Origin of the sequence: Psychromonas sp., assembly GCF_041586535.1 — a bacterium.
In the GTDB taxonomy this organism is placed as follows: Bacteria; Pseudomonadota; Gammaproteobacteria; order Enterobacterales; family Psychromonadaceae; genus Psychromonas.
On sequence record NZ_JBFGZY010000042.1, the window covers coordinates 1 to 24,625 of the forward strand.

Here is a 24,625-nt window from a genome sequence, read left to right on the forward strand (position 1 = left end):
GTTTTGACAAAATCCTGCTTTTCGACCCGGTATTGATCAACAACCACACCACCACGCATATTGTTAAACAATACGTTGGCATAGTGATGCACGGTTGTTTCATCTTCAGCGGTTTTTTGGTAAGCATCGCTGCCAGCCATCAGCATTAACAGATCCTGATGATTAGCCTGAACCGATTGTCTGATATTCTCTGCAATGGTTTCTCTGGCGCTTAAATCCTGCTGCAGGGTGACGATGGCGCTATGGGTTTTATCGATATCAGCCACAATCTGCCAGCTCTCTTCCTGGCCGGCAGCAAGCGAACAATTTTTATGGATAAAATAGGCGCCGCGTAAACCACGACGTAAGGTTTCAGTACTGATTTGTTCACCCCGGCGGAAGGCGCCAAGCTGCTCGCTTGACAGCAGGATGGACTGACAGTTATCGGCAACGCTAAATACTGTTGTAGCAAGTAATGACTCAGCAGGATCGGCACGATCACTTAATTTGGCATATAAGCTGTAACTTGCCAGGCTTGAATCCGGTATTAACTCATTCCATTTGTAAGCATCGAGCAGCGCGCTGCTGGTCTGCATCAATGCAAGCAGTGCATTGGGCGGAAGAATATTTTGAATACCGTCAACGATTTCAAACTCTAGCGGCTGTTGAGCACTGTTTTTGACTGTTGAAGTACGCACAAAACCGTATTGTTCACTGGTCGCCCACTGATATTTGAAGGTCAGGCCCAGATCCAGGTTAACTTCTTCGAAAATAATCTTATCGCCAGCCACATTCTTATAAAGATTGCGCTGAACCTGATAAAGACCATTGTGCTGCAGGTTAAAGGGTTCCCATTGTCTGCTGCCCTTTTCAGTCTGCACTCTTACAATAGTTTTACTGCCGGTGTTTTCCGCACTTTCATGAATATAGTCAACAGATTTATAAGGAAACAGAGCATTTTCCGGTCTGATTCTCCCTGCCGATAAGCTGCCTGTGGAGGAGATAAATAACCAGTGATCACCTGCCGAAACAACACTGATAAAAAATGGTTTCATCTGATCAGCATTTTTTATCTGATAGTATTTGTCGCCGTCCAGGGCGATAAATTTTCCTGAGACTTTGCTCGAAGAGGAATTAATATTTTTATTTGTCATGGTAAAACCCAAATTTAAAGTAAGCGCTTTCTTTACGCAAAATAAAATGAATATTTAATATACGTCAGTTAGATTAATATATTGTGGCAGCGAATAAAATGATCATCCGCAACTTTAGTAATAGCAGGGAAACTCTCACTACATTTATCTAAAACACGAGGACAACGTGCAGCAAACGGGCAACCTTTACTTGTCGGTCTCCATAATGGTATCTCACCTTTTTTAGCGCCCAGCTCACGGCGACCGCTTTTCCCAGCTTCAGGAACCGCAGATAGCAATAATTGCGTATAAGGATGTTGCGGTGTTTGCGTGACTTTATCACTATTGCCCCACTCCACCATATGTCCGACATACATCACTGCGGTTTTTTCTGCAAAATACCTTGCCGTGGCAATATCGTGGGTAATGTACATAAACGAAATATCGTGCTTATCTTTAAGATCCGCCATTAAGTTTAAAATTCCCAGACGAACCGACACATCGAGCATAGAAATCGGCTCATCGGCTAAGATAACCTCCGGATCCACAGCTAAAGCACGGGCAATAGCAACACGCTGTCTTTGTCCACCACTTAACTCAAATGGATATTTCTGAGCAGTTTCCACTGCCGGAAATAACCCCACTAATTCAAGAAGCTCATATACCAGCTTCTCAATGGTTTTTTTATCACCACGCTTATGAATAAGCAAAGGCCGTGCAATATGATGAAAAATAGAGTGTACGGGGTTGAGCGAGCCAAAGGGGTCCTGAAAAATCATCTGCACCTGGCGGGCATATTCAAGTGTTCCATGCTCTTTCACGAACTGATCTAAAGGTTGCCCTTTAAAAATAATATCGCCACCTGTTTTATCAAAAATACGGGTTAGAACTCGAGCCCCCGTACTTTTACCTGAACCCGATTCACCAACAATCGCCAGCGCTTCGCCTTTACGCAACTCAAATGAAACATCATTCACCGCGCGCATAAAGTTCTTTTTATTATTAGATTGACCGATAGGAAAATCTTTTATCAAATTTTTAACTGAAAGTACTACTTCAGGAGTGTTATTGGTATCCATCATCAATTCCTTATAATTTGTGACAAGCTGCTTGGTAATCGGCAGTCAGATTAAGCAATTGCGGCTCATCTTTCTTACAAATATCCATACAATCCGAACAACGCGGATTAAAATTACAACCCGTTGGCAAACGTAACAAATTGACCGGATCACCAGGAATGCCATAGAGGCGCTCCTTCGGGCCATGAATCGTCGGGAATGAAGAGATTAAACCTTTGGTATAAGGATGTGACGGTTTACTGAATACGGTTTTCGCATCACCAATTTCAATCAGATTACCGGCATACATAACACCGATCCGATCGGCTATTTCACCCATCAAACTTAAATCATGGCTGATAAATAGAATTGAAAAGCCAAATTTTTCTTTTAAATCATAAAGTTCATTTAAGATTTCGCGTTCAACGACCACATCCAGTGCCGTTGTCGGTTCATCCATAATAATCAGTTTCGGCTCAAGCGCCAGGGCAATGGCAATAACAACACGTTGTCTCATACCACCACTGAGCTGATGGGGAAAGCTTTGCAGGCGATCGCCTGGCAGGCCAACAATCGCAAGCAATTCAACGGCTTTGTCCTTTGCTTCTTTAAGCGTAACTTTTTTGTGCGCCAGAATAACATCGGTCAACTGCTCGCCTATGGTAATAACCGGGTTTAATGAATTCATTGCACTTTGAAAAACAACAGACACATCGTTCCAACGAAAATCGCGCAACTCTTTATCTGACATTTTTAAGACATCTTTGCCATTATAAAGAATTTCTCCTTCAGGTATTAACCCCGGCGCCTTATGCAAACGAGCAATTGCAAAAGCTAATGTGCTTTTTCCGCAACCTGATTCTCCAGCGATGCCCAAAGTCTCTCCCGGGGCAATGGTTAAGCTGACATTGTTAACAGCTCTTGCGATACCATTTGGCGAAACATAATCAACACAAAGGTTATTTATTTCTAACAGTGCTTGTTTCATACTAAACCTCGACGTTTATCTGCTTCTTTATTCAATTTTTTCCACAACTTAAGATGCGGACCAGTTTTAAGTTTCGGGTTACTGACCTGATCAATCGACATATTAAGTAACGCTAATGCCCCGCCAGTTAACGCTAACGCCGATGCAGGAACAATCATTTCCCACCATGCACCTGTGTATAGAGAAGAAGAAGTTTGTGCCCAGTAGAGCATTGATCCCCAGCTTACTTCTGTCGCATCACCTAAACCGAGAATACCCAGTCCCGCTTCAGCGCCCATTGCGTAGATCACTGTACCAAGAAAGCCACCAAACACGATTGAGATTAAGTTAGGCAGAATTTCCACAAGAATAATACGCAGTTTTGATTCCCCCATCACTTCCGCAGAGATAATAAATTCTTTGCTTCTAATTGCCATCGTCTGCGAGCGAATGACCCTTGCTCCCCATGGCCAGGATGTTATTCCGAGTAACACGGCAATCAAGGCCGAGCCCACCTGCCCTAAAAATGCGGCAAGTACAATCAACAAGGGCAGTTGCGGAAATACCAGAAAAACATTCGTGATAAAGTTCATCCATTCATCAATTTTCCCACCGAAATAACCAGAAGTAACCCCCACAGCAACAGCTATTACAGTGGCTATAATACCGGCGAACAGGGCTACACTTAGGGTTTTTCTCGCTCCATGAAGCACCTGGCTATACACATCACGACCGCTTCTCGTTGTACCCATTATATGTTCTGCATTTGGCGCAACATGCGGCCTGGCGACACGTTTATCGGGGTTGTGCGTAGTCAGTACAGGCGCAAATAAAGCACCAAGCAGAATCATCGTGATTAAAAAACCACCGATAATACCAGGCGGGTTGCCATGAAAGAATGCTTTGCTTTTCTTCCATGCAGCGCGACACTTCTGTTTAAACTCACTTTCATGGTGTGGAACAGATGGATTAGCATCTGATGCAGTTAAGTTGTTCATATCTATACCTTATTTAGAAATTCGTGGATCCAGCCACACGTAAAGCAGATCGGCGATAAAATTAGCGGTTAACACGGCAGAAACAAGAATCAGTAAGATGGCCTGAATAAGCGGATAGTCTCGCGCCATAATACCTTTAAGGAGAATGTTTCCCAGACCTTGGTAATTAAACACGATTTCAGTCATGATCGAGCCTGCGAAAGAGAAACCAATCGCCATCGCAATGGCTGTTGCAACCGGTAATATTGCATTTCGTCCTGCATATCGGTACATCACCCGGAAGCTGCTTAACCCTTTTGCTTGCGCCATGGTCACATAATCTTCACCAAGTACATTGATCATCGCATTACGCATGTTAAATACCCAGGTGGCGATACCCACTAAGATCATTGATCCCATCGGTAAAATAGCATGCTTTAAAACACTACCGATGAACTCCAAACTCAATCCAGGATCAACATCAGGGTTGTAAGTATAAGCAAGTGGCAAAAGTTCAAGCTTTAAACCAAAAAAGTAAAACAATAACAGTGCGGTTACAACATAAGGAAAATTACTAATAAAAGCTAAAACAGGCGGTACCACTTGCCCGAACAAACCTTCTCGACGGTATGATGCATAGGTACCGATACCTACGCCGAGAATTAAAGCGACAATTAATGAGCCCAATGCTAAGAACATGGTCCAAGGTAGTGCCATTGCAAGGACATCAGTAACCTGCACAGGAAACATTAATACCGACGGGCCGAGATCCAGAGTGAAAACACTCTGCATATAGGCAATATATTGCTGGAATATATTACCGTCGACAAAACCATACATTTCTCTGATGGCATCCATTGCAGCAGGGTCTATTTTACCTTGCGCAGCGGCGAATAAAGCATCTACCGGATCACCGGGCATCATTCGAGGCAATAAGAAGTTAAAGGATATAGCAAGCAAAAATGCAGTAAAATAAAAACTAAGTCGGCGTAATAAAAAACTCATAATGTTTTCCAATAATTAAAGAGCCACCAAGTGGCTCTAGTGATACCTATCAATTACTTGAGATGAAGATTGTTAAGAATCAAATTGCGAGTACCACCGTCATACCAGACTGGTCGGACATACGGGTTCTCTTCACTCGGCCAGCCTACAAATTTTGAGGTGTTGTACTGATACCAAGTCGGATTTGAGAACAATGGAATAAACGGCAGGTTCGCAGCGGTAAACTCCTGTAGCTCATCTAATATAGCTTGTTGTTTCATTGGATCTTTGGTTAAACCAAAACTGTTAATCAGCTGATCAATTTCAGGTGAATGCACGCCATGGCCGCCATGGAAAGATTGACCGGCACGATCAGTCAGGAAATATTCCTGATAAGCCTGAATCGGATTAGTCGCAACCATTGACCAGTTAATCGACATCTTGTATCCGCTGTTTTTTAAGTTCTTATCATAAACAGCCCAATCGACGGTTTTAACATTGGCTTTAATACCGATCTCTTCATAATACTCAGTTACCATCTGTACTACTTGAATCCAGTCTGTCCAGCCGTTAACCACTTCGATATCGAATTCAATTGGTTCGCCATTAGGCATATCTCTGAATCCATCGCCATCAAGATCTTTATAACCGCCTTGATCAAGCAACTGGTTTGATTTTTTAGGGTCATACTGGGTAAGATCTTTGTATTTAGCGGTCATTTCCTTGCTGATATAAGGTTTATAAAGCTCGGCAATTCCCCCCGCATTATAGTTGACTGTCGGATAGCCAAAAGCGGCAATATCAACAATGTCGGCACGATTCAATGCCATAGATAACGCTTTACGTACATTCAAGTCGTCAAAAGGCGCCTCTTTTGTATTAACATAAAGATGGATTGCATCATTAGCCGGGTACCAGAAATGATTATTTGCAGGATCAGCCTTTACGTAAGTATTCTCAATATCAGCAATAAAGTTAGACCCCCAATCAATTTCACCTTTCATTAGCGCGGGTTGAATTTGCGAGTTATCATTGTATGAACGGTAGGTTATGCAATCAATATACGGGCGATTCGGAAGGTAGTAGTTATCATTACGGCAAAGCTGCATCTGTTGTGATTTAACATATTTAACCGTTGTCATTGGACCGCTGCCGACAGGATTCACATTCATAAAGGTTGTTAGATTTTTCTCTTTACCCCAGATATGCTCTGGTACGATATGGTATGCCGCCAGATCCCAGAGCAGTGTGGAATCTGGAGTATTTAATTCAAATACGATAGTTGTCGCATCCGGTGTTTTGATACTTTTAAGATTACCGGCAGGCCAAATTCCTTTCAGGTCAAATGCAGCTGCTTCTTTACTCAGCTCATAACTAAATGCGACATCTTTTGAAGTCAAAGGTTGACCATCAGACCATTTTAAACCATCACGAATTTTGAGAGTAATGGTTTTCAGATCATCAGAATAGTCTGCTGATTCTGCTAAACGCCATTCAGTTTTCCCGGTCATCGCATTAAAAACCATTAAAGGTTCAAATATCACCCCGTGCGTCAAATCCCCTGATGTATACGGGTTAAAGTTCTCAACGAAACCTGTATTAATAATAGGAACCGTTAACGTCCCACCCTGTTTAATATCTTCAGCCATTGCGCCACCTGCCGATATCAATAAACCACATACGAGCGAGGCCAAAATCTTTTTACTGTGCATTGTATAGTCCTTAAAGTTAGAAAATCACAACCGGAACGCTTACTCAGGCTTAACAGTGTGACATTCATTTGTGATAAATGAATTCCACAACACACAAAGAAAGCGCTTTCTTTTGGTGATATTATGGGATGGGGAGAGAGGCGGCAACCTGATTGAGTAAATATTGGTACTTTGGTCACAATAAGAAATTTGTCATTTATTTCATTTTTTTTAGTTCAACTTGTCAAAAATCAGCTGATTTTCGCAATATACAGACTAACTGCCTGATATTGAATTGTTTATCCCAATGCATTTAGCTATCAAGAAAAAAGAAAAAGAAAGCGGCACAATCGATAGTCTTGAGGCGAAAATCATCTTAATTAATTCGCAAGCGTTTTCTTAGCAGAAAATTGAATTGGCCTGAATGAAAAAGAGTTACTTCTTTGTCAGGAATGGTAATAGTGAGAAGGCGTTTGAGGTATATTTAATCAAAACTTAAATCAACCCCAAAAAAAATGCCCATCGAAATGGGCAGTTATTAGAATGAAGCTAACAGCGGTAAAGAGTTAACCTTTATAAATCTTCGGATTAAAGACATCCCTTAACCAGTCTCCCAGAAGGTTAATGACCAGTACCAGAGTAATCAATACAATGCCCGGGAAAATGGTTATCCACCAGGCTCCGGAGAAGATGTATTTAAAACCGATACTGATCAGCGCGCCTAAAGAGGGCTGGTCCACCGGCAGGCCTAACCCCAAAAAGGACAAAGCAGCTTCAGACATAATGGCATTGGCAACCTGAACGGTGGAGATAACCAGAATCGGCGATAAACAGTTTGGCAGAATATGCCTGAACATAATCCTACCCGCTTTAAATCCCATCACCTGCGCGGCTTCAACGTACTCTTTTTCCTTTTCCGCCAGTACCGACGCGCGGATAGTACGCGCATATTGCGGCCACTCCGCGATGCCAATTATTACCACCAGCATGATCACCGCATACTGGCTGTAAAATTCGTTACCGAAGCTCGCTTTAAAAATAGCCGATACAATAATCGCCACCATCATGGTCGAAAAGGACAACTGCACATCGGCAAAACGCATCAGAAAACTGTCAATACGTCCGCCGAAATAGCCGGAAGAAAGACCAATCACAATGCCCAATATTAACTGTACCGCGACGGCTAAAAAGCCGATAGTCAACGATAAGCGAGAACCATAAAGGATGGTTGAGAAGATATCCCTGCCCTGATCATCGGTGCCCAGTAGAAACCTTGCATCTCCCTCTTCCAGCCATGACGGCGGCAGCTCGGAGTCCATCAGATCAATACTGGTCAGATCATAGGGATTAGTCGGCGAAATGAGCGGTGCAAATAAAGCGGCGATCAAAAAAGTCAGAAACACGGCGAAACTGAACATCGCCACTTTATCTTTGAGAAAATAATAGATCAGATCTGAGTTTTTAAAACGCTCCCAGCGACTAGGAACATGGGAAGAAGTAATAGTATTCATGATTATGCCCCTTTACCGGTGAGATTTACGGTCGGATCAACAACGCCATATAAAAGATCGACAATGGTATTTGTCACCACGAAGATTAAGCCGACAAAGATGACATAAGCGGTGATCAGCGGTGTATCAACACGGTTAATCGCCTCCAGGAATAAAAAACCGGTTCCCGGCCACTGAAATACCGTTTCCGTCAAAATGGTGTAGGCCACCATAGTGCCTATCTGCACACCGCCGACAGTGAGCACCGGCAGCATGGTATTTTTCAGGGCATGCTGGTAATAAATTTTATTCATGGGCAGCCCTTTCGCCGTAGCAAATTTCACATATTCAGAGCTCAGCGCCTCGAGCATCTCCGAGCGCACCAGGCGAATAAACAGCGGCAGCATAATCGATGCCAGGGAGATACAAGGCAGAATAAGATGCAGCAGCCCGTCTTTAGTCAGGTAGCCGGTCTCCCAGCCCAACACATTTAAGGTTTCACCACGTCCATAGGAGGGTAACCAGTTCAGTTCGATTGAAAACAGGTACATCAGCATAATAGCGGTCAGGAAAACCGGTACGGAAATACCTAAACTGCTCAGCGCCATAATCACTTTTGTCCACCTGCTTTTCGGGTGGATAGCAGAATAAACCCCCAACGGGATAGAGACAGAAACGATAATTAAAGCTGCACCGAAAACCAGTTCAAGGGTGGCTTCGAGTTTATCCAATATTACCTCTGTAGCAGGTTTTTTAAAGAAATAGGAGGTGCCTAAATCCCCCTGCACTGCATTGGAGATAAAACGCCCGTATTTAGTGACAAAAGGGTCATTAAGCCCCAATTGATCACGCATTACCTCTCTTTCCTGTTCAGAAACGGATTGGCCGACTAGCTCACGGAGCGGATCGCCTAAATTATCCTGAATGGAGAATGCAACCAGACTGATCACAAACATCACTATCAGAGCCTGAAAAAGGCGCTTGATCAGAAACGTAAACATTCCTTGTACCTCGATTTAATGGTAAATAATAACAAAAAGCGCGAGTCTGCAACACACGCCAAAAAGATGAAAGCCCTACATTAATAGGGCGTTGCCGGGATGAATAAATAGTTCACTGAAAATAAACCACAATCCCGATTAAACAACCAGATAGTTCAGCATTTACTCCGTAACAACCAGGTCGCCGAAGTATGGAAAGTTCATCGCATTCACTATCTGCTCAATCTGCAGATTAGATTTAGCACCCCAGGCCAGATTCTGCCAGTGCAGAGGAACAAAAGCCGCCTCTTTATACAATATCTGCTCTACTTTCTGCAGCATCGCCGCACGCTTGGCCGGATCGGTTTCCACGTTGGCCGAATTAACCAGCTGATCAACTTCAGTATTAGAGTAATGACCGCAGTTATAAGCCCCTTTACCGGTTTCGGTATTACGCGTCATGGTTAGGAACTCGGAGAAGTTCGCCGAATCTTCGGTATCTGAATGCCAGCCGATCATCATCATATCCGCAGCACAAAGGTCAAACTCCGGCCAGTACTGTGCTTTAGGCAGTGTTTTCAAATCCACTTTAATATAAATTTTGGCCAGCATGCCTGCCGCCGCCTGAGCAATTTGCGCATCATTCACATAACGGTTATTAGGCGCCATCATGGAAATAAGCAGCGGTTTATCCTTTGAGAAACCAGCATCTTCCATTAACTTCTGCGCTTTGGCCAGATCATAACGCGGCACTAAGCTGTCGTCATAACCGGCATAACCGGCAGGCCCCTGCTGCCCGGCGGTGGTAGCAAAGCCTTTCATGATTTTTTTAACAATGCCGTCATTGTTAATGGCATGAACAATAGCCTGACGGACACGCAGATCGGCAAGCGCCGGATTACTCTTTTGATTCATCTGGAAAGTGATGATGCGGGTACCCGGAACAGTAACTAATTTAACATTTTTAGTCTGCTCAACACGTTTGTGATCGTTTGGTGCAACCGGATGAATCATATCCACATCACCGGAAAGTAACGCCGCAACACGTGTAGCATCTTCTTTGATCGGAACCAGGGTCAGCTTATCAACATTACCCGGTGAGTTAGTATCCCAGTAGTCTTCAAAACGTTCAAAAACCACTTTGATACCCTGTTCACGGGAAGTGACAATATAAGGGCCGGTTCCGGAAACATTTGTGGAAGCAAAGGAGCCGCCATGCTTAATAATTGCACTTTTGGCTTTGCCGTCTAAATCACCGGAATAGAATTTGCTGTCCATCGGGAAGATATAGGTCGCAGTCTGCAGCACTAAGGGGTAAGGCTCTGTTGATTTGATCTCTACCGTGTAATCATCAATTTTAACCATTTTCTCGTAGGGAGCGAAAACACCTTTAAAATCACCCGAGGTTTTAAGACGATCAAATGTCCAGACAACATCATCAGCTGTCATGCTATTTCCGGAGTGGAATTTAACGCCTTTGCGAAGGTTAAAACGGAATGTTGTCGCATCAACACGCTCCCATTTTTCGGCCAGACGGGCTTCAAAATCAAGTTCTTTTGTAAAGCGGACAAGCGGATCAAAGAGCATATGCGCCATTTGCAAGGTTCCCCCTGAAAGTTGCTCATGCGGGTCCAGTGATACCGGATCGGCATCGTAAGCAACGGTAATATCTGCCGCTGCTGCGCTAAAGCTTAATCCAGCGGCCAGTAAAGCAACGGTTAATTTGGTTTTGAAGAATTTCATCTGCATAGTTCCTTGATAACGGGGTTAAGACGGTTCGGTTTAATACAGCCGGCAGCAGGTAATTAAAATAATTATTAAGCCTGCACTCTCAATCCTTTAAATGCCGGCATTAAAGAGATAAGGTGTTTACTATAGTCATGCTGCGGCGTGATAAACAGCTGATCTGTCGGGGCAACTTCAAGCAGCGTCCCCTGTTTCATCACCCCAATCCGATCACAAACCTGGCGGATCACGGGCAGATCATGACTGATAAATAACATGGTCAAATTCAGTTCATCCTGAAGGTCTTTTAATAGATTTAATATTTGCGCCTGCACGGAAACATCCAGGGCTGATGTCGGTTCATCACATATCAATAAACGCGGTCTGGTCGCTAAGGCCCGTGCAATTGAGATACGCTGGCGTTGACCTCCGGAAAATTCATGCGGGTATTTCACCCCGGCCATGCGCCCTAACCCCACATGGTCTAATAAATCGTGCACAATCTGGCGAATTTCCGTTTCTGATCCAGCCAGTTTATGAAAGCGGATAGGCTCAGCAATAATATCGAAGATGCGCATCCGCGGGTTCATAGAGGTATAGGGGTTTTGAAACACCATCTGCATTTGCCGGCGAATCGGACGGCGCTCTTTTTCTGATTTGATTGCGGTTAAATCAATGCCTTCGAAGGTTATTTTGCCTTGATTGGGTTGATACAACCCGGCAATAACACGCGCAATGGTGGACTTGCCTGAGCCTGATTCACCAACCAGACCAAAGGTTTCACCTTCATTGATTTGAAAACTGACATTGTTGTTAGCCTGAACATATTCCCGGCGAGACTCAAAAAATGAGTCTTTGGTAATAAAACGTAAGCTGACATCTTCAACGGATAATAATGGACCGCTATATTCACGCTGATCTTCACTTTGTCCCAGCCAGTGTGTTTTGATATCCAGCTGCTTCATCTCCCCCGCCTGTTCTATATAATTGACCAGCGGAAAACGGTCTAGCTTGACATCTGAACGGGGCACCGCAGAGATAAGGCTGCGCGTATAATCATGATCCGGATTACCGAGCACTTTTGCGGTGGGTCCAAATTCCACCAGATCACCACGATACATCACCGCCACTTTATCGGTGACATTAGAAACGACCCCCATATCATGGGTCACCAGCATGCAGCCGACATTTTTATCGATACATAACTCACGGATAAGAGTGAGAATTTGATCCTGGATGGAAACATCCAGCGCGGTGGTCGGTTCATCAGCAATAATAAGATCCGGTTCACCGGAAAGTGCAATCGCGATAACAACTCGCTGGCGCATACCACCTGAGAACTGATGCGGATATTGTTTAATTCTTAAATGCGCTTCCGGGATCCCGACCTGCTCAAGCAGATTCAGGGCTCGCTGAAAAGCTTCTTTTTCAGTCACATCCAAATTGGTGCGAATGGTCTCGGTTAATTGCTGTTCAATGGTAAACAGCGGATTCAGGGATGTCATCGGATCCTGAAAAATAAACCCAATTTTAGAGCCGCGCACTGCGCGCATCTGCTCCGCCGATAAACCGGATATTTTTTCGCCTTCCAAATATACATCGCCGCTGGCAATAACGCCCGGAGGACTGAGCAGGTCAATAATGCCATTACCCACAGTTGATTTACCTGCGCCAGATTCACCGACAACCCCTACTATTTCGCCTCTTTCAATTGAAAAAGAGAGTGATTTGACGGCAGCATGGACACCATGCCGCGATGGATACTCAATGCGAAGATTTTTTACTTCTAATAAAGACATGATCAGTTACCTGCAAACAGCTGCGGCAGCACCTGCTATGAAAAATATTATCGTTTACTATCAGTATATTCACTGGAGAAAAGAGATTAGAAAAAAACCATAAATAGTAAACGGGTATATGAAAGCAACCGTATCTTATTGACTATTTATAATTTTGCAATGCCCCTGACGCGCCATGAAAAAGGTTATTAATGCATAAATAATCATCTTCGCCAGATCATTCATATTATTGAAGCGCGTTTTTTCTTGTTGTAGATATCAGCGGCGCACCAAATAGGAGCAGACTACAAATTATAATGTTTGTAACTGGTAAGCGTTTTTTACTATTCACTATCAGCCAGCATAAGCACAAACATAGTATGGTTTTGTTGTTTTAGAATATAAGCAGTAGCTGGTCTGCACCGGATTGACAGGTTAAAAAATAGATATACCCATGTTACTTCAAAATGCTTTGTCAGGCACGAGCTCGGAGACCAGAGCAAGACGCAACATGAGGTAATGGTTATTCCCTTTTCGATTGGTGCAACGCAGCACTGGTTTTCGAGCTAGCGCCCCGTAGGGCAAAGTAAATTGCACCAATCTGCTTTGTTATAAAATTTCTATGTAGAATAACTATACTTCAATTTTATGCCTGGCATCTCGGCACAATTTGTCTTGCTGACTTTGCATCTTGAAGTATCATGGGTATAAATGTTAGATAACAGTGCAGTAGCGCTCCATTTTAGGGCGCGCAATACAACAACTTGATTTATTTTTGAAAAGTGAATAAAAAATAAATTATGGCTGGGCAAGATCATCACAGCTAATTTACAAAAAACGTGACCTGCCTCACGAAAAAGCGATTTCTTCTGAGTCCATTTAAATACAGAGGCCTCCGCATGGGAGTAATATTTTGCTCTTTCCAAGTAATACCAAATCCGATAATTATCTATTCATTTATGCTTGTTAAAATGAATAGATAATTATCGGAATTGGTATAATTTCAGGCAGCTATGCAGTTCGTTTTTTTAATCGACATGAAGTTCTGGAGCACCATGTAGATTAAAAACATGGCGCTTTAAAATTAATAAAATAAATCAACATCATGAAGCTATTAATGTTCGAACTGCTCTTTATGCCAGTGATTAAAACGCGGCATTAACATTACCACTAATAAGCCCACCGCGCCGCCCCCCATCAATAAAATCACTGCATAAGGCGCGTTTAAGCTGGTCTGCTGAAGCAAACCGGCCAGCAATGCGGCACCACTCATTTGAATACAGCCAAGCATAGCTGCTGCCGTGCCGGCTCGTTCGCTAAACCCGGATAATGCCATGCTCGTCGCCGGCCCGAGTAATAATGCAAAACCAATACATAACAGCATCATCGGCAGCATAAAGGCAAATGCAGCTGGCATCCCGGTAACGGGCCCCCATTGTTGTGCAGATAATTGCAGCAGCGCTGAAATTATTAAGGCCAACAAAGCAATCAACACAGTCTCACGATTACCAAAGCGTTTAATAACCAGCGGGGCCGCAAAACACGCACCGATATTAACCAACGCATTTAAGCCAAATAACAGGCTAAAGCTCAACTCAGAAATACCTAAGTGCCTTATTAACCAATCAGGAGCATAGGAAACATAAGTTAAGATTGCCGCCATCCCCATCATGCAGGTCAGGGCATAGAAAAGAAAATGACTATCCTGCAATACAGGTTTAAAACGTGCCCAGTGATATAACCCGCCGCTGCTGTGAGTGTTTGCGGGCCTTGTCTCCGGCAAACGGTAGAACACGATTGCCAGAATAATAAGTCCGTAAACAGCCATAAATACAAAGGTTGAACGCCAGCCGGAGTGCATTGCGAGCAATCCCCCCAGAGTAGGTGCCAGTGCGGGAATCACGCAGATCATACCATTTAGATAGCTATAATAATGCGCACCTTCTTTCGCAGAAAAACTATCACGCACCGCACTAAATACCACTATCGAAGAAGCGCAGGCTGCAATCCCCTGCAGTACTCTGGCAAATTGTAACCAGTGGAACTCCATAACAAGAACGGCCAACACACTACTAAGCGCATAAAGCGTGATACCGCCGAGGGCTACAGGGCGCCTGCCAAAACGATCCGCAAGCGGACCAATCAAGATTTGACCTATCCCCATGGCAAATAAAAACAGCACCAAAGTTGACTGGATTTGGCTGGATGACACATTAAATTCAGCAGCCATCGCAGGCATAGAGGGTAAATAGATATCGATAGCCAGTGGGCTTAATACCACCATTGACATCAAAATAGGTAATATATTTCGGCGCATTATAATACTCAGACAGTTAAAAAAATTAGATTAGTGATTGGGAACAGTTTAACAAAGGTGTGTTGTGAATTATAATGGCATAATTTCACAACCTAATTTCCTTTTAGGAATATCTTGAGCTGTTCAGAATTAATATGAAAAGTAGAAAACATGACAGGTATTGGCACTGTACTCTGCAATGGTTGTCTATATGAACCTTGATAATCTCGCAAAAATTGATCTCAATCTTCTCGTTACGCTACAAATATTATTAGAAGAAGAGAGCGCCACCCGCGCGGCAAGCCGTTTACATTTAAGTCCGTCGGCTTTGAGCAAAAGCCTTAACCGCTTGAGGGATACGCTGGGTGATCCGCTTTTTGTCCGTACTGCACATGGCCTGAAACCGACGGCGCATGCAGTACAGTTAAAAGAGCAGTTACCGGGCATTTTACAGGGTTTGTATCAGGTCACCCTGCCCCCCACTTTTATACCGCAAACCAGCCACAGGCAATTCTCTTTTGCGATGCTCGAAAGCGCTTATGAAACCTTATTACCTTCCTACATCGGCCCGCTGCTAAAACAAGCACCTAAAATAACCCTGGACACTTACGGGTGGAGTGAAAAGTCAATGCCGGCTTTATTACAGGGACAGATTGATTTTGGCATTACCGCAAGGGATCTCCATCCCGCTTCAGATTTAAGACTGAATAATCTGCCGGAGGGCATTACCCAAACCACCTTATTTACCGATCAGCAAATCTGTTTAGTCAGAGCGGGTCATCCGATACTTGATGCCGTAAAGGCAGGAGATTGGAATATTGAAGCCTATCTGCACATGTCACACGTGCAGGCACGCTGTGAAGGTAATGACTGGTGGGCCTTAGATTATCACCTGGCCGAATCTGGTCAACATCGGCGCATTAGCAGTACCCTGCCGGACTTTTACGGCGCAGCAAGTGTATGCGCACACAGCGATCTTATTTTTACCTTACCTTCCCGTTTTGCGCCGCATGCTAAAAAACTCTATCCGTTGATAGAGTTGCCCCTACCAATAACCTTTTCTCCCTTTGCCTACGTGCTGTTATGGCATAAGCGAAATGATCAGGAACCGGGTCATAAATGGATCCGGGAAACGATATGCGCAAGCATTGCACAGGCAATGAAGTAACCGGAGGGGGTGGGTCATCGGCTGACGGCTGATTTTTCATTGCGTACCTGGCATTACAAAACGCTTACAGGGGCAATCTGTTTCTTGCTTTCTGATAGAAAAAAGAAACGCTCAATAAAATAGCCCCGATCACCATAAAGGCAATCACTTTCTGGACGATCTCAAAACTGGCCATATCGATAAACAGTACCTTAGTGCTGGCCACGACAAATAATCCGGTGGCCAGGCGGATCATATTGCCCTGATCAACCCGCAGACTGATAAACATCAGCCAGCTGCCGTGCACCACCAGCAAAATAGCACTGAGCGGTGCTGCAATCAGATGACTGAACTGATAACTCCACAATAGGTAACTCAAGGCAAATAACAGATGCCAGCCCCAATATAAAACAGCCAGCGGTAAGCGTTTTTCATAAAAACGCACAGCGACTCCTCCGGCAAGGATAAATTTAGCCAGAATAATTAATACTAGCGCTTCTGAAATAATATATAAAAGGCTGTCCGTACTAAATCCCAAAGGCTGCTCAGCATGCATCAATAGCGGTGCAATCGCAGAGACAAAGATCAGCATATAAAGCAGTGAAAAACTGCTGCGCAGCAGATCAGGAACAGGCCTGCGGCTGATAAGTAAAACAAAATAAGCACATAGTGCTGCACCAACCACTCCCCAGTTTTGCTGAGCAAACTGCATTAAGGTGTGCACCACAACCGCAATCACCAGGGCAAAATAGTAGGGACTTAAACGCCATATAAAGCGCAGGATCAGCTGGTTAAGCTTTTTCATCCGGGCGTAACAGTAAATAACAGAAACCATCAACAGTGCACCGATGGATAATGCCAGTATGCCCTGCCAAAGCTCGAGCAGACAACTTAAAGCGGTAATAATAAAAGCGGCAATAGTGAGTATCTTTGCTTCAATAATCAACAATCTGCTTCGGAGTAAGCGGGCCGAGAGTAAACTGATAAAACAGCTGCCCCAAAGCGCCGCGCTGATATAAGCTTCAAAGTCACGAAGGACCTTCGGCAGGAACAGCAGTGGTAAGAGCATAAAGCACAGCAGTTGCAACCTGTAAACCAGCTTGATTATCCGGGAGTCTGCAAAATAGCGGCGGTACCAGTAATAAGCCAGCAGCAGACAAAGAAACAACTCAACCCTTGCGAAACGGGCATATACAGGTTGCTCGCCAAAACTGAAACTGCCCGAGACAAGAATTCCGTAGCTGACTTGTCCAACCAGAGGCACAATCACCAGCCAGGCAAGCAGTTCAGTGAATTTCAGTTTGTCCCGCGCGGCTAAATACAACAACAGTAAACTCAGCAGAGGCAAAAGATGTGTGGTGTGGTCGGCCAGTACAAGGTTGCTTATAAATAATAAACTGGCTGCGTAACCCACACTTAATAACTCTTTAACTAATCTGCCCATCTTATATTCAAACCTTAAACAAGCAGATGATTCCGGCGCGGAGAGTTGCTTAGTGATCATCACTGAGGTCAGAAACAGTGCTGCACTGCTCAGCAGTAAAATGGCCAGCGTAAAAGCATATTGCTGAATATCATAGAGGTCATAATCCAACCTGACGATTAAACCGCTCAGGCCAAACACATTTATTATTAAACCCAAGGTCAATAAAAGATACGCTTCAACGCGAAGTGATTTATACCCCTCTTTAACACCCAACCAAAGCAGCAATAAACCTTCAACTAACAGCACCAAACCTAAGAAATCATCACTGATAAGATAGAGCGCGGCAAAGGCGGCAAAGCTACCGGCAAACACCAGCAGTAAAGCGCGCAGAGATTTCTGATTTTTAACTGTAATGGCAATAACAGTACAAATGAGAGCATTAATAAGGAAAATTTCGCCGCTGATTAAGGTGAGCTGGCTGATGGTCAGTAATAAAAAAGCAAGCAGTGCAAAGGGTAAGGCCAAGAGTCGGCGGGTAAAAATGCTGTCCGGCTCATGATTAGGCAAACCTTGATCTTTAATCAGCCAGTAAATACCGGAAAAACCATAGAGATAGAAAATCAGGTTAATTGCACAGAGAGCGACAATCACCTGCCAGTCAAAGCCGGCCAAGGGAGGGCCCGAGTGATATATAAATATTTCAATGCAGGCGATATGCAGTAAGGTTGTGCTTTCCAGCAGTAAAGGCCATTTTAACTGGCGGCTTTGTAATATCGCGCAGCAGCCAATCAGCAATAAATAAGGCAAGTAAAGTAAAGGCGCATGGCTGCCCGAAACCAGTAGCAGCGGCACAGCGGATCCGCCGGCCAACACTACCAGCGAGGTAACCCTGGAAGCGAGTTTTATTGAGATAAAAAATCCGGCGGCAGTAATCAAAAACAGCAGCATAAAGCAGACACTGTTACTGACCAGCTGAAAATAGGGACCGATAAAATATGCGCTTAAATAATTAAGAATCAGCCCCAATCCGACCAGGGAAAGTGAAAAATCATCCATTTCCGGCCGCCGCCTGCGCAGAAAAAGCGCACCTCCAAGAAGAATATTCGCGGAGGTAAAAACCAATACTGCTTTTCCCGTCTCCGTTAGCCAGTTATTAATGGAATATTGAAACAGATAAGCAAATCCCAGGGTCAATGTGATAATGCCGGCCACCGTCATCAGAAAAACCGGCCCCAGCCCTTTAGATTGATAATGTTTATAAAATGCCTTTAACTGGTTAATAATAGTGGCAAAAGGGCCCAGTGAAGTGTTAAAAAAGTCTGCTAAATTCTCCCCGAGCAGCATTGCTACTTGTTTCAGTCTATTCGGACCTTGTGTCACCTCTTTCTTCTCTGAGTGTGCCCTGCCAGGAATTGCGATGATTTTGTCCTGTAACCAGGGATCGGGGATTTGCACATGGGCATCGGGCGACGGCTCATTTTCATTGGCGGGCAAAACAGTAGCAGCGGCACCCGCGGAGACCGCTTGAAGATAATTATTCCGAGCACTAGAGCAGTGCAACTCTGAGCTTTTATTGGCTTTATTTATCTCTTTATCTGCAGAAATTGATGGAGAGAGCCTATCGCTACCTAAAGGTGCAGAAACCTGGCTATTATCTGCTGAATGAGAGGAAATGTCTTCGCCAATCAGTTCGCTTAATCTGCTAAGCTTTAGACTGAAATACGTTAGTCGCTGCTCGGTAATCAGCTGCTGCCGCATCTGCTCCGACTGTAGCACTTCCAGTTCTGCACTTAATTTTGCCAGCTCATCCTTTAACTGCATAGTCATCCTTAATCCATGGCGAAACAGATAATACCAAATCCGATAAATATCTATTCATTTATGTTTGTTAAAATGAATGCTAGCTAGACATAAAACTACGTTTTAGTCTTTGTTATTGATTTGATTCAGAACGTCCTGTTCTTCACCACTTTGTGGCCAGCTAAAGCTGTTCAAAATCGTTCCATACGATTTTGTGCAATTAGAACAACTAGTTACTGCAATCAATGCCTTGCTTTCATCCATTTTTTCTACGCCTAAATAGATCATCTAATTATCGGAATTGGTATAACCATTACCTCATGTTGCGCCTTGCTCTGATTTCCAAGCTCGTGCCTGACAAAGCATTTTGAAGTAACATGGGTATATACAGTACCGTTAGTTTCGTATAGTTCAAGGCGAATCATCGTAGCAATAGCGGGCTATTGGGAGATGATTTAACGCAGACATAGCGGTATTGTATCGATTTGCTTATCCAGAGCTGAAGTTAACTATTGATTTCTTTTTAACAGATCCCAGTAAGGGCTGCCATTAGCAGAAAAAATTTCATTCAAATTATATCTGTTATCTGCCGCCCAAATCTGATTTTGGAAAAACAGCGGGATAATTTTACGTTCGTCCTTTGCAGACTCAAAAACTTTTTCCAGTGAAATAGCCGTATCCGTTGATTTAGCCTCCACATATAACTGCTCTATAAAATCAGATAAATAACTATCAGTACATAAATCATGGTAAATATTATTATTATCTATCAGAGTCGACTGCCAGGGTGATAATGTAAAATCATGACTGAACTGCTGCTTTTGCCAATCTTCCAATGTAGATACTTTTGTTGTCTTTAAGTGGACACCAATAGTTGACATCATATTAATAAAAATATTGGCCATTTTTTCCGAGTTTCCGGGACCATCTATCATAACCAATAAACTCAATTTTCTGGGTAATTTTAATTGCCTGACATAACGCAGGGATTGATTCACCCGATAAGAGGGTAAATAGGGTTTATCGACAACCCTGTTAGCTTCTTCCAAGCGAGTATAGAGAGGGTCAGTAATAGTGCTTCTACTTGCGCTCTGTCGTAACATTCCGACCTTATTGACTGCAAAATAGATCGCCTCTCTTGCTTCTTTTTGTGTAAAAGCCGATGTTTTTCTATCGTTAATTGTTAAAAACATAGCAGCGGGTGACGCGATATTTACCGCTGATTTGGATTTTGAGAACTGTATACTGCTAAGCATATTTGACGTGATACCGGAGCTGATATCGACGTCAGAAGAAAGCAGGGCAAATAGACGGGATTTGGACGACTTGATTTTTAGAAAATTAAGGGTAAGGTTTGATTCATTTTTCCCCCAATAGTGTTCGTTCTTTATCGCCTTTAAATGTGTGTATGGATTGTATTGACCGGGCAGGTATGGCCCCGTACCGGATAGATAAAGGTTTCTCCCGGCCAGCCCCTCTTCCACACTGGCTTTCGGCTTATTATTTCCTGCACCATAGAAATGTGAATCCAATACAAAAAAGTGGGTTAAATAATCTAAAACCTGCGTTTCTGCCAATTGGCTGTGAACCATAAAACTATCAGCATCTTGCGCTGTTATATTATCGATACCGCCAAAAAAGTACTGTGTTTGCGGATTTTCCTGGATTTGATAAAATGTCCAGATCACATCCTGGCTGCTCAGCCCATTACCCGAATGGAATTTAATATTTTGCTTTAAATAGAATCGTATAACGCCAGGGCTGATTGTTTCCCACTTTTCCACTAAACGGGGCTCTATATGCTGATCATCCCGCCAGCGTAATAAGGGATCAAAAAAGAGATGCGCAAACTGCTCTGCAAGCCGGGGAGCCGCGTAGGGTGAAAATGAAGCAGGGATATCAGCAACCGCAATCTGCACCACTTCATCGGATACTGTTTCCGCTTCTTCAGGCAGCGCAAAACAGACTATTGAAGTCGATAAAAGGCTCAATAAAATGAAACGCACAACAAGGTAATAATATTTACTCATCTTATTAACCATAGAGATAGAGCAAAAATTGTAGCGCCATCCCGGCGAACAGGCCGGCGACAATGTCATCAAGCATAATACCGAGCCCGCCATGCACCTTTTTATCCAGCCAGGAAATCGGAAAAGGTTTAACAATGTCGAAAATACGAAACAGGACAAAACCGATCAACGCCCACTGCCAGCTGAAAGGCACCATTAACATGGTTATCCAATAACCGACAAATTCATCCCAGACGATCGCGCCATGGTCGTGAGTCCCCATATCACGGCTGGTAACGTGGCAAACCCAGATACCAAAGGCAATACTGGCAAAAAGCACTGCGATATAAAGCGGCACTGAAAGAAACGACATAAAATAATAAATAGGCACTGCCGCTAATGTCCCGAATGTACCAGGGGCTTTTTTAGCCAAACCACTGCCAAAGCCAACCGCAGCCAAATGAGCAGGGTTACTTAGATTTAATCCTTTTAAATCATCACGTTTCATAATACTCTTGTTTACCTTATTTAAAATGATCCCACCCGCCCGTCGCAAAGATAACCGGTTGGTTTTGTTTATAAAATTCGATTAATTCATTTTGTTGTGCCGTCGTGCGTCCAATCACCGTGATGTCTGGCATTAAACCGCTTTGTTGTGCAATTGCCTGTTTTAACTGATCTAGTTTATTTTCACTGATGGTAAATAATAATTCATAATCATCTCCACCTGTTAACGCATATTGCTGTGCCAGCGTATTGCTCAGAGAGCCTGACGACATTTCCCGGCGCAACATTTCTGACAGCGGTAAGGCGTCTATATCTATCGTTGCTGAGCATCGAGACGCTTTTAAAATATGAGTCAGATCCTGCGTTAAACCATCGGAGATATCAATACAACTTGATGCCAAACCGCGTAACAATAACCCCAGCTTTATCCGGGGTTCAGTGAGCTCTAAGGCATCAACAAAGTATTGATTATTTTCCACTGACAGCTCCCGCAATTTAATCGCCAGGCCGACTGCCCCATCCCCCAGATCACCGGAAACACAAATGAGCTCCCCGAGTTTCGCTTTATTACGCTGTAATGCAGCCCCCTGAGGCACAATCCCTTTGACCGAAACAGTTATCGATAAAGGCCCTTTGGTGGTATCACCACCAATTAAATTTACCTGATATTTATCTGCCAATTCAAAAAAACCGCGGGCAAATTCAGCCAGCCAGTTTGGGTCATTATTAAAAGCAGGACCATCTGGTAAGGTTATAGCCAGTGAGATCCATTTCGCTAACGCCCCCATCGCGGCCAGATCACTGAGATTGACGGCAAGTGCTTTATAACCTAACCTGTAGGGATCAACATCTGCAAAAAAATGTACGCCACAAACTAAACTATCAGTGCTGACGGCAAGCTGGTAACCCTGCGGAATATCTAAAATCGCACAGTCATCACCAATTCCTAGAGCCACACCGTTATCTGCAACACAAACATCACGCTTAAAGTAATAATCAATTAAATCAAATTCACCGAGACTCATTTGCGTTTTAACTTTAAGGTTACTCTGCCATCGGATTTTTGTGTTGTTGTACTTTGCGCTTTTTTATTAACAAAAATCTTTTTCGCTGGGGGATTATTCTTTTTATTTTCAGGCATTGATGTTGTTCTGACGCCAGACTGACGAATTTGTTTTGCTGCAGTCGCCGATTCGTTATTTACGGCCGTCTTGGAAGAGTAAGATACCGCCTGATTTATTTCGGCCATTTCAGCACTGGTTAAATTACGCCACTGCCCCGGTTTTAAATTGCCTAAATGGACGTTCATAATTCGCGTGCGTTTTAATTTAGTTACTTCATAGCCCAGATATTCACACATGCGTCTGATCTGACGGTTTAACCCCTGGGTAAGAATGATACTAAAAACAAAACGACTTTCTACTTTCACTTTACAAGGTTTGGTGACAGTATCAAGGATCGGCACACCGCGCTGCATACGCTCCACAAACCGTTCACTTAAAGGTTTATCTACGGTCACCACGTATTCTTTATCATGGGCATTTTCGGCACGTAATATTTTGTTTACTATATCGCCGTCGCTGGTTAAAAATATTAAACCTTCAGAGGGTTTATCTAAACGCCCTATCGGAAAAATACGTTTTTTGTGGCCGATTGCATCAATAATATTGCCGTGCACATGGCGTTCTGTAGTACAAGTAATACCAATGGGCTTATTATAAGCGATATAGATTCGATCCACTTTATCCCGGGCACTTGCGTTGATACGTTTACCATCAACTAGAACCAGATCACCGGGTTGTACTTTCGTGCCTAACTCGGGTATTTCCCCATTTATTTTTACACGATTTTGCTCAATCAACTTATCCGCTTCCCGGCGTGAACAAAATCCGGAATCACTAATAAATTTATTAAGACGTATCTCGCTGCTTTTATCCACAATATAATCCTGTATTAACCTTTACTACCCGAAATGAGGGGGCACATTAAAACATAGTCACAGTAAAAAAGTTACTCTGCATAAGGAATAAAATTCTCTGCTAGCTATAAAAATTCACTTCTGCATAACTTTTTATTCACTGCTGTTCTTTTACACCTTCATTAACACTTCGCCACAGCACTATTTTACATTCGGAGCAGGCGTGGTAGTGTTTTGTATTATCAGGGTTTTCTTTTTTGGATTGTAGTAAACGTTTGTTGATTGTTTTATTAGCACAATAACGGCAGCACAATTGCCCCTCTTCATTAACTGATTTTTCAAGTTTCTTATAGTCTGCAAGATCCGGCAGTTTTTCCCAGTCCGTTTTTACGGGTGGCCTCTTATGGATTTGCAAATAGTAGATGATTGCAATGGTTGCAAACAGTATCAGGTAGGTGCTCATGATTTTTCCATCAAAAAATTAACATGGTGCCAGTATAAAAGAATCCAATAGCTTATACCATTGCGCTTATTTAAATGATCAAAAATCAAGCTGGGAAAATAAAAACGAACAGGCTCTGGGATTGGGCAATAACTGGCGTTTGTGATTTATATACCCTTCGCGGAATATATTTCAGACATAAAAAAAGCAGCTTTAAAAGCTGCTTTTTTTATTTAAATTGGTGCCCGGAGCGAGACTTGAACTCGCACACCCATAAGGCGAGGGATTTTAAATCCCTTGTGTCTACCGATTCCACCA

General features: G+C 43.4%; 18 protein-coding genes and 1 pseudogene. 1 reads left to right on the forward strand and 18 read right to left on the reverse strand.

Annotated features, from left to right (window positions below):
• From ABZA00_RS06525 to ABZA00_RS06575, 11 genes and pseudogenes are all read right to left on the reverse strand, one after another.
• Positions 1-1,133, reverse strand: a pseudogene (locus tag ABZA00_RS06525) (hypothetical protein); the annotation flags it as partial.
• Between the two features lie 68 nt (positions 1,134-1,201).
• A complete protein-coding gene (locus ABZA00_RS06530; protein WP_372881345.1) occupies positions 1,202-2,191 on the reverse strand; it encodes an ABC transporter ATP-binding protein in 990 nt (329 codons plus the stop codon).
• Between the two features lie 10 nt (positions 2,192-2,201).
• Entirely contained in the window at positions 2,202-3,158 is a 957-nt protein-coding gene (locus ABZA00_RS06535) for an ABC transporter ATP-binding protein (protein WP_372881346.1), read from the reverse strand.
• The gene (locus ABZA00_RS06540) at positions 3,155-4,135 is read right to left on the reverse strand and encodes an ABC transporter permease (RefSeq protein WP_372881347.1); all 981 of its coding nucleotides are present in this window, start codon (positions 4,133-4,135) and stop codon (positions 3,155-3,157) included. The genes ABZA00_RS06535 and ABZA00_RS06540 overlap by 4 nt, the downstream gene beginning before the upstream one ends.
• Before the next feature lie 9 nt (positions 4,136-4,144).
• On the reverse strand, positions 4,145-5,119 hold the full coding sequence (locus ABZA00_RS06545; protein ID WP_372881348.1) for an ABC transporter permease: 975 nt from the start codon (positions 5,117-5,119) through the stop codon (positions 4,145-4,147).
• Between the two features lie 53 nt (positions 5,120-5,172).
• Positions 5,173-6,810 (reverse strand): ABC transporter substrate-binding protein, encoded by a 1,638-nt coding sequence (locus tag ABZA00_RS06550; RefSeq protein ID WP_372881349.1) that lies wholly within the window; start codon positions 6,808-6,810, stop codon positions 5,173-5,175.
• A gap of 545 nt (positions 6,811-7,355) precedes the next feature.
• Positions 7,356-8,300 carry an ABC transporter permease gene (locus ABZA00_RS06555; RefSeq protein WP_372881350.1) on the reverse strand — a complete coding sequence of 315 codons (945 nt, stop codon included), beginning with the start codon at positions 8,298-8,300 and terminating at the stop codon, positions 7,356-7,358.
• A 2-nt stretch (positions 8,301-8,302) separates the two neighbouring features.
• On the reverse strand, positions 8,303-9,280 hold the full coding sequence (locus ABZA00_RS06560) for an ABC transporter permease (protein WP_372881351.1): 978 nt from the start codon (positions 9,278-9,280) through the stop codon (positions 8,303-8,305).
• 162 nt (positions 9,281-9,442) lie between these two features.
• On the reverse strand, positions 9,443-11,002 hold the full coding sequence (locus ABZA00_RS06565) for an ABC transporter substrate-binding protein (protein ID WP_372881352.1): 1,560 nt from the start codon (positions 11,000-11,002) through the stop codon (positions 9,443-9,445).
• Between the two features lie 74 nt (positions 11,003-11,076).
• The gene (locus tag ABZA00_RS06570; protein WP_372881353.1) at positions 11,077-12,783 is read right to left on the reverse strand and encodes a dipeptide ABC transporter ATP-binding protein; all 1,707 of its coding nucleotides are present in this window, start codon (positions 12,781-12,783) and stop codon (positions 11,077-11,079) included.
• A gap of 1,093 nt (positions 12,784-13,876) precedes the next feature.
• Positions 13,877-15,079 (reverse strand): multidrug effflux MFS transporter, encoded by a 1,203-nt coding sequence (locus ABZA00_RS06575; RefSeq protein WP_372881354.1) that lies wholly within the window; start codon positions 15,077-15,079, stop codon positions 13,877-13,879.
• Between the two features lie 190 nt (positions 15,080-15,269).
• Here ABZA00_RS06575 and ABZA00_RS06580 point away from each other — a divergent pair, with 190 nt between their 5' ends.
• Positions 15,270-16,226, forward strand: coding sequence for a LysR substrate-binding domain-containing protein (locus tag ABZA00_RS06580; protein WP_372881355.1), 957 nt, complete (start codon positions 15,270-15,272; stop codon positions 16,224-16,226).
• Positions 16,227-16,290: 64 nt separating this feature from the next.
• Here the strand turns inward: ABZA00_RS06580 and ABZA00_RS06585 are convergent, their stop codons facing one another.
• From ABZA00_RS06585 to ABZA00_RS06615, 7 genes are all read right to left on the reverse strand, one after another.
• Positions 16,291-19,458 carry a DUF2339 domain-containing protein gene (locus tag ABZA00_RS06585; protein ID WP_372881356.1) on the reverse strand — a complete coding sequence of 1,056 codons (3,168 nt, stop codon included), beginning with the start codon at positions 19,456-19,458 and terminating at the stop codon, positions 16,291-16,293.
• Between the two features lie 96 nt (positions 19,459-19,554).
• The gene (locus ABZA00_RS06590) at positions 19,555-19,719 is read right to left on the reverse strand and encodes a hypothetical protein (protein ID WP_372881357.1); all 165 of its coding nucleotides are present in this window, start codon (positions 19,717-19,719) and stop codon (positions 19,555-19,557) included.
• A 221-nt stretch (positions 19,720-19,940) separates the two neighbouring features.
• A complete protein-coding gene (locus tag ABZA00_RS06595; RefSeq protein WP_372881358.1) occupies positions 19,941-21,461 on the reverse strand; it encodes an ABC transporter substrate-binding protein in 1,521 nt (506 codons plus the stop codon).
• A 4-nt stretch (positions 21,462-21,465) separates the two neighbouring features.
• Positions 21,466-21,948: a phosphatidylglycerophosphatase A gene (locus tag ABZA00_RS06600; RefSeq protein WP_372881359.1), complete on the reverse strand. Its 483-nt coding sequence runs from the start codon at positions 21,946-21,948 to the stop codon at positions 21,466-21,468.
• Between the two features lie 16 nt (positions 21,949-21,964).
• Positions 21,965-22,972 carry a thiamine-phosphate kinase gene (gene thiL / locus ABZA00_RS06605; protein WP_372881360.1) on the reverse strand — a complete coding sequence of 336 codons (1,008 nt, stop codon included), beginning with the start codon at positions 22,970-22,972 and terminating at the stop codon, positions 21,965-21,967.
• Entirely contained in the window at positions 22,969-23,886 is a 918-nt protein-coding gene (rluF, locus tag ABZA00_RS06610; RefSeq protein WP_372881361.1) for a 23S rRNA pseudouridine(2604) synthase RluF, read from the reverse strand. Before rluF ends, thiL begins: the two co-directional genes overlap by 4 nt.
• Before the next feature lie 136 nt (positions 23,887-24,022).
• On the reverse strand, positions 24,023-24,328 hold the full coding sequence (locus ABZA00_RS06615) for a hypothetical protein (RefSeq protein WP_372881362.1): 306 nt from the start codon (positions 24,326-24,328) through the stop codon (positions 24,023-24,025).
• Between the last annotated feature and the right edge of the window lie 297 nt (positions 24,329-24,625).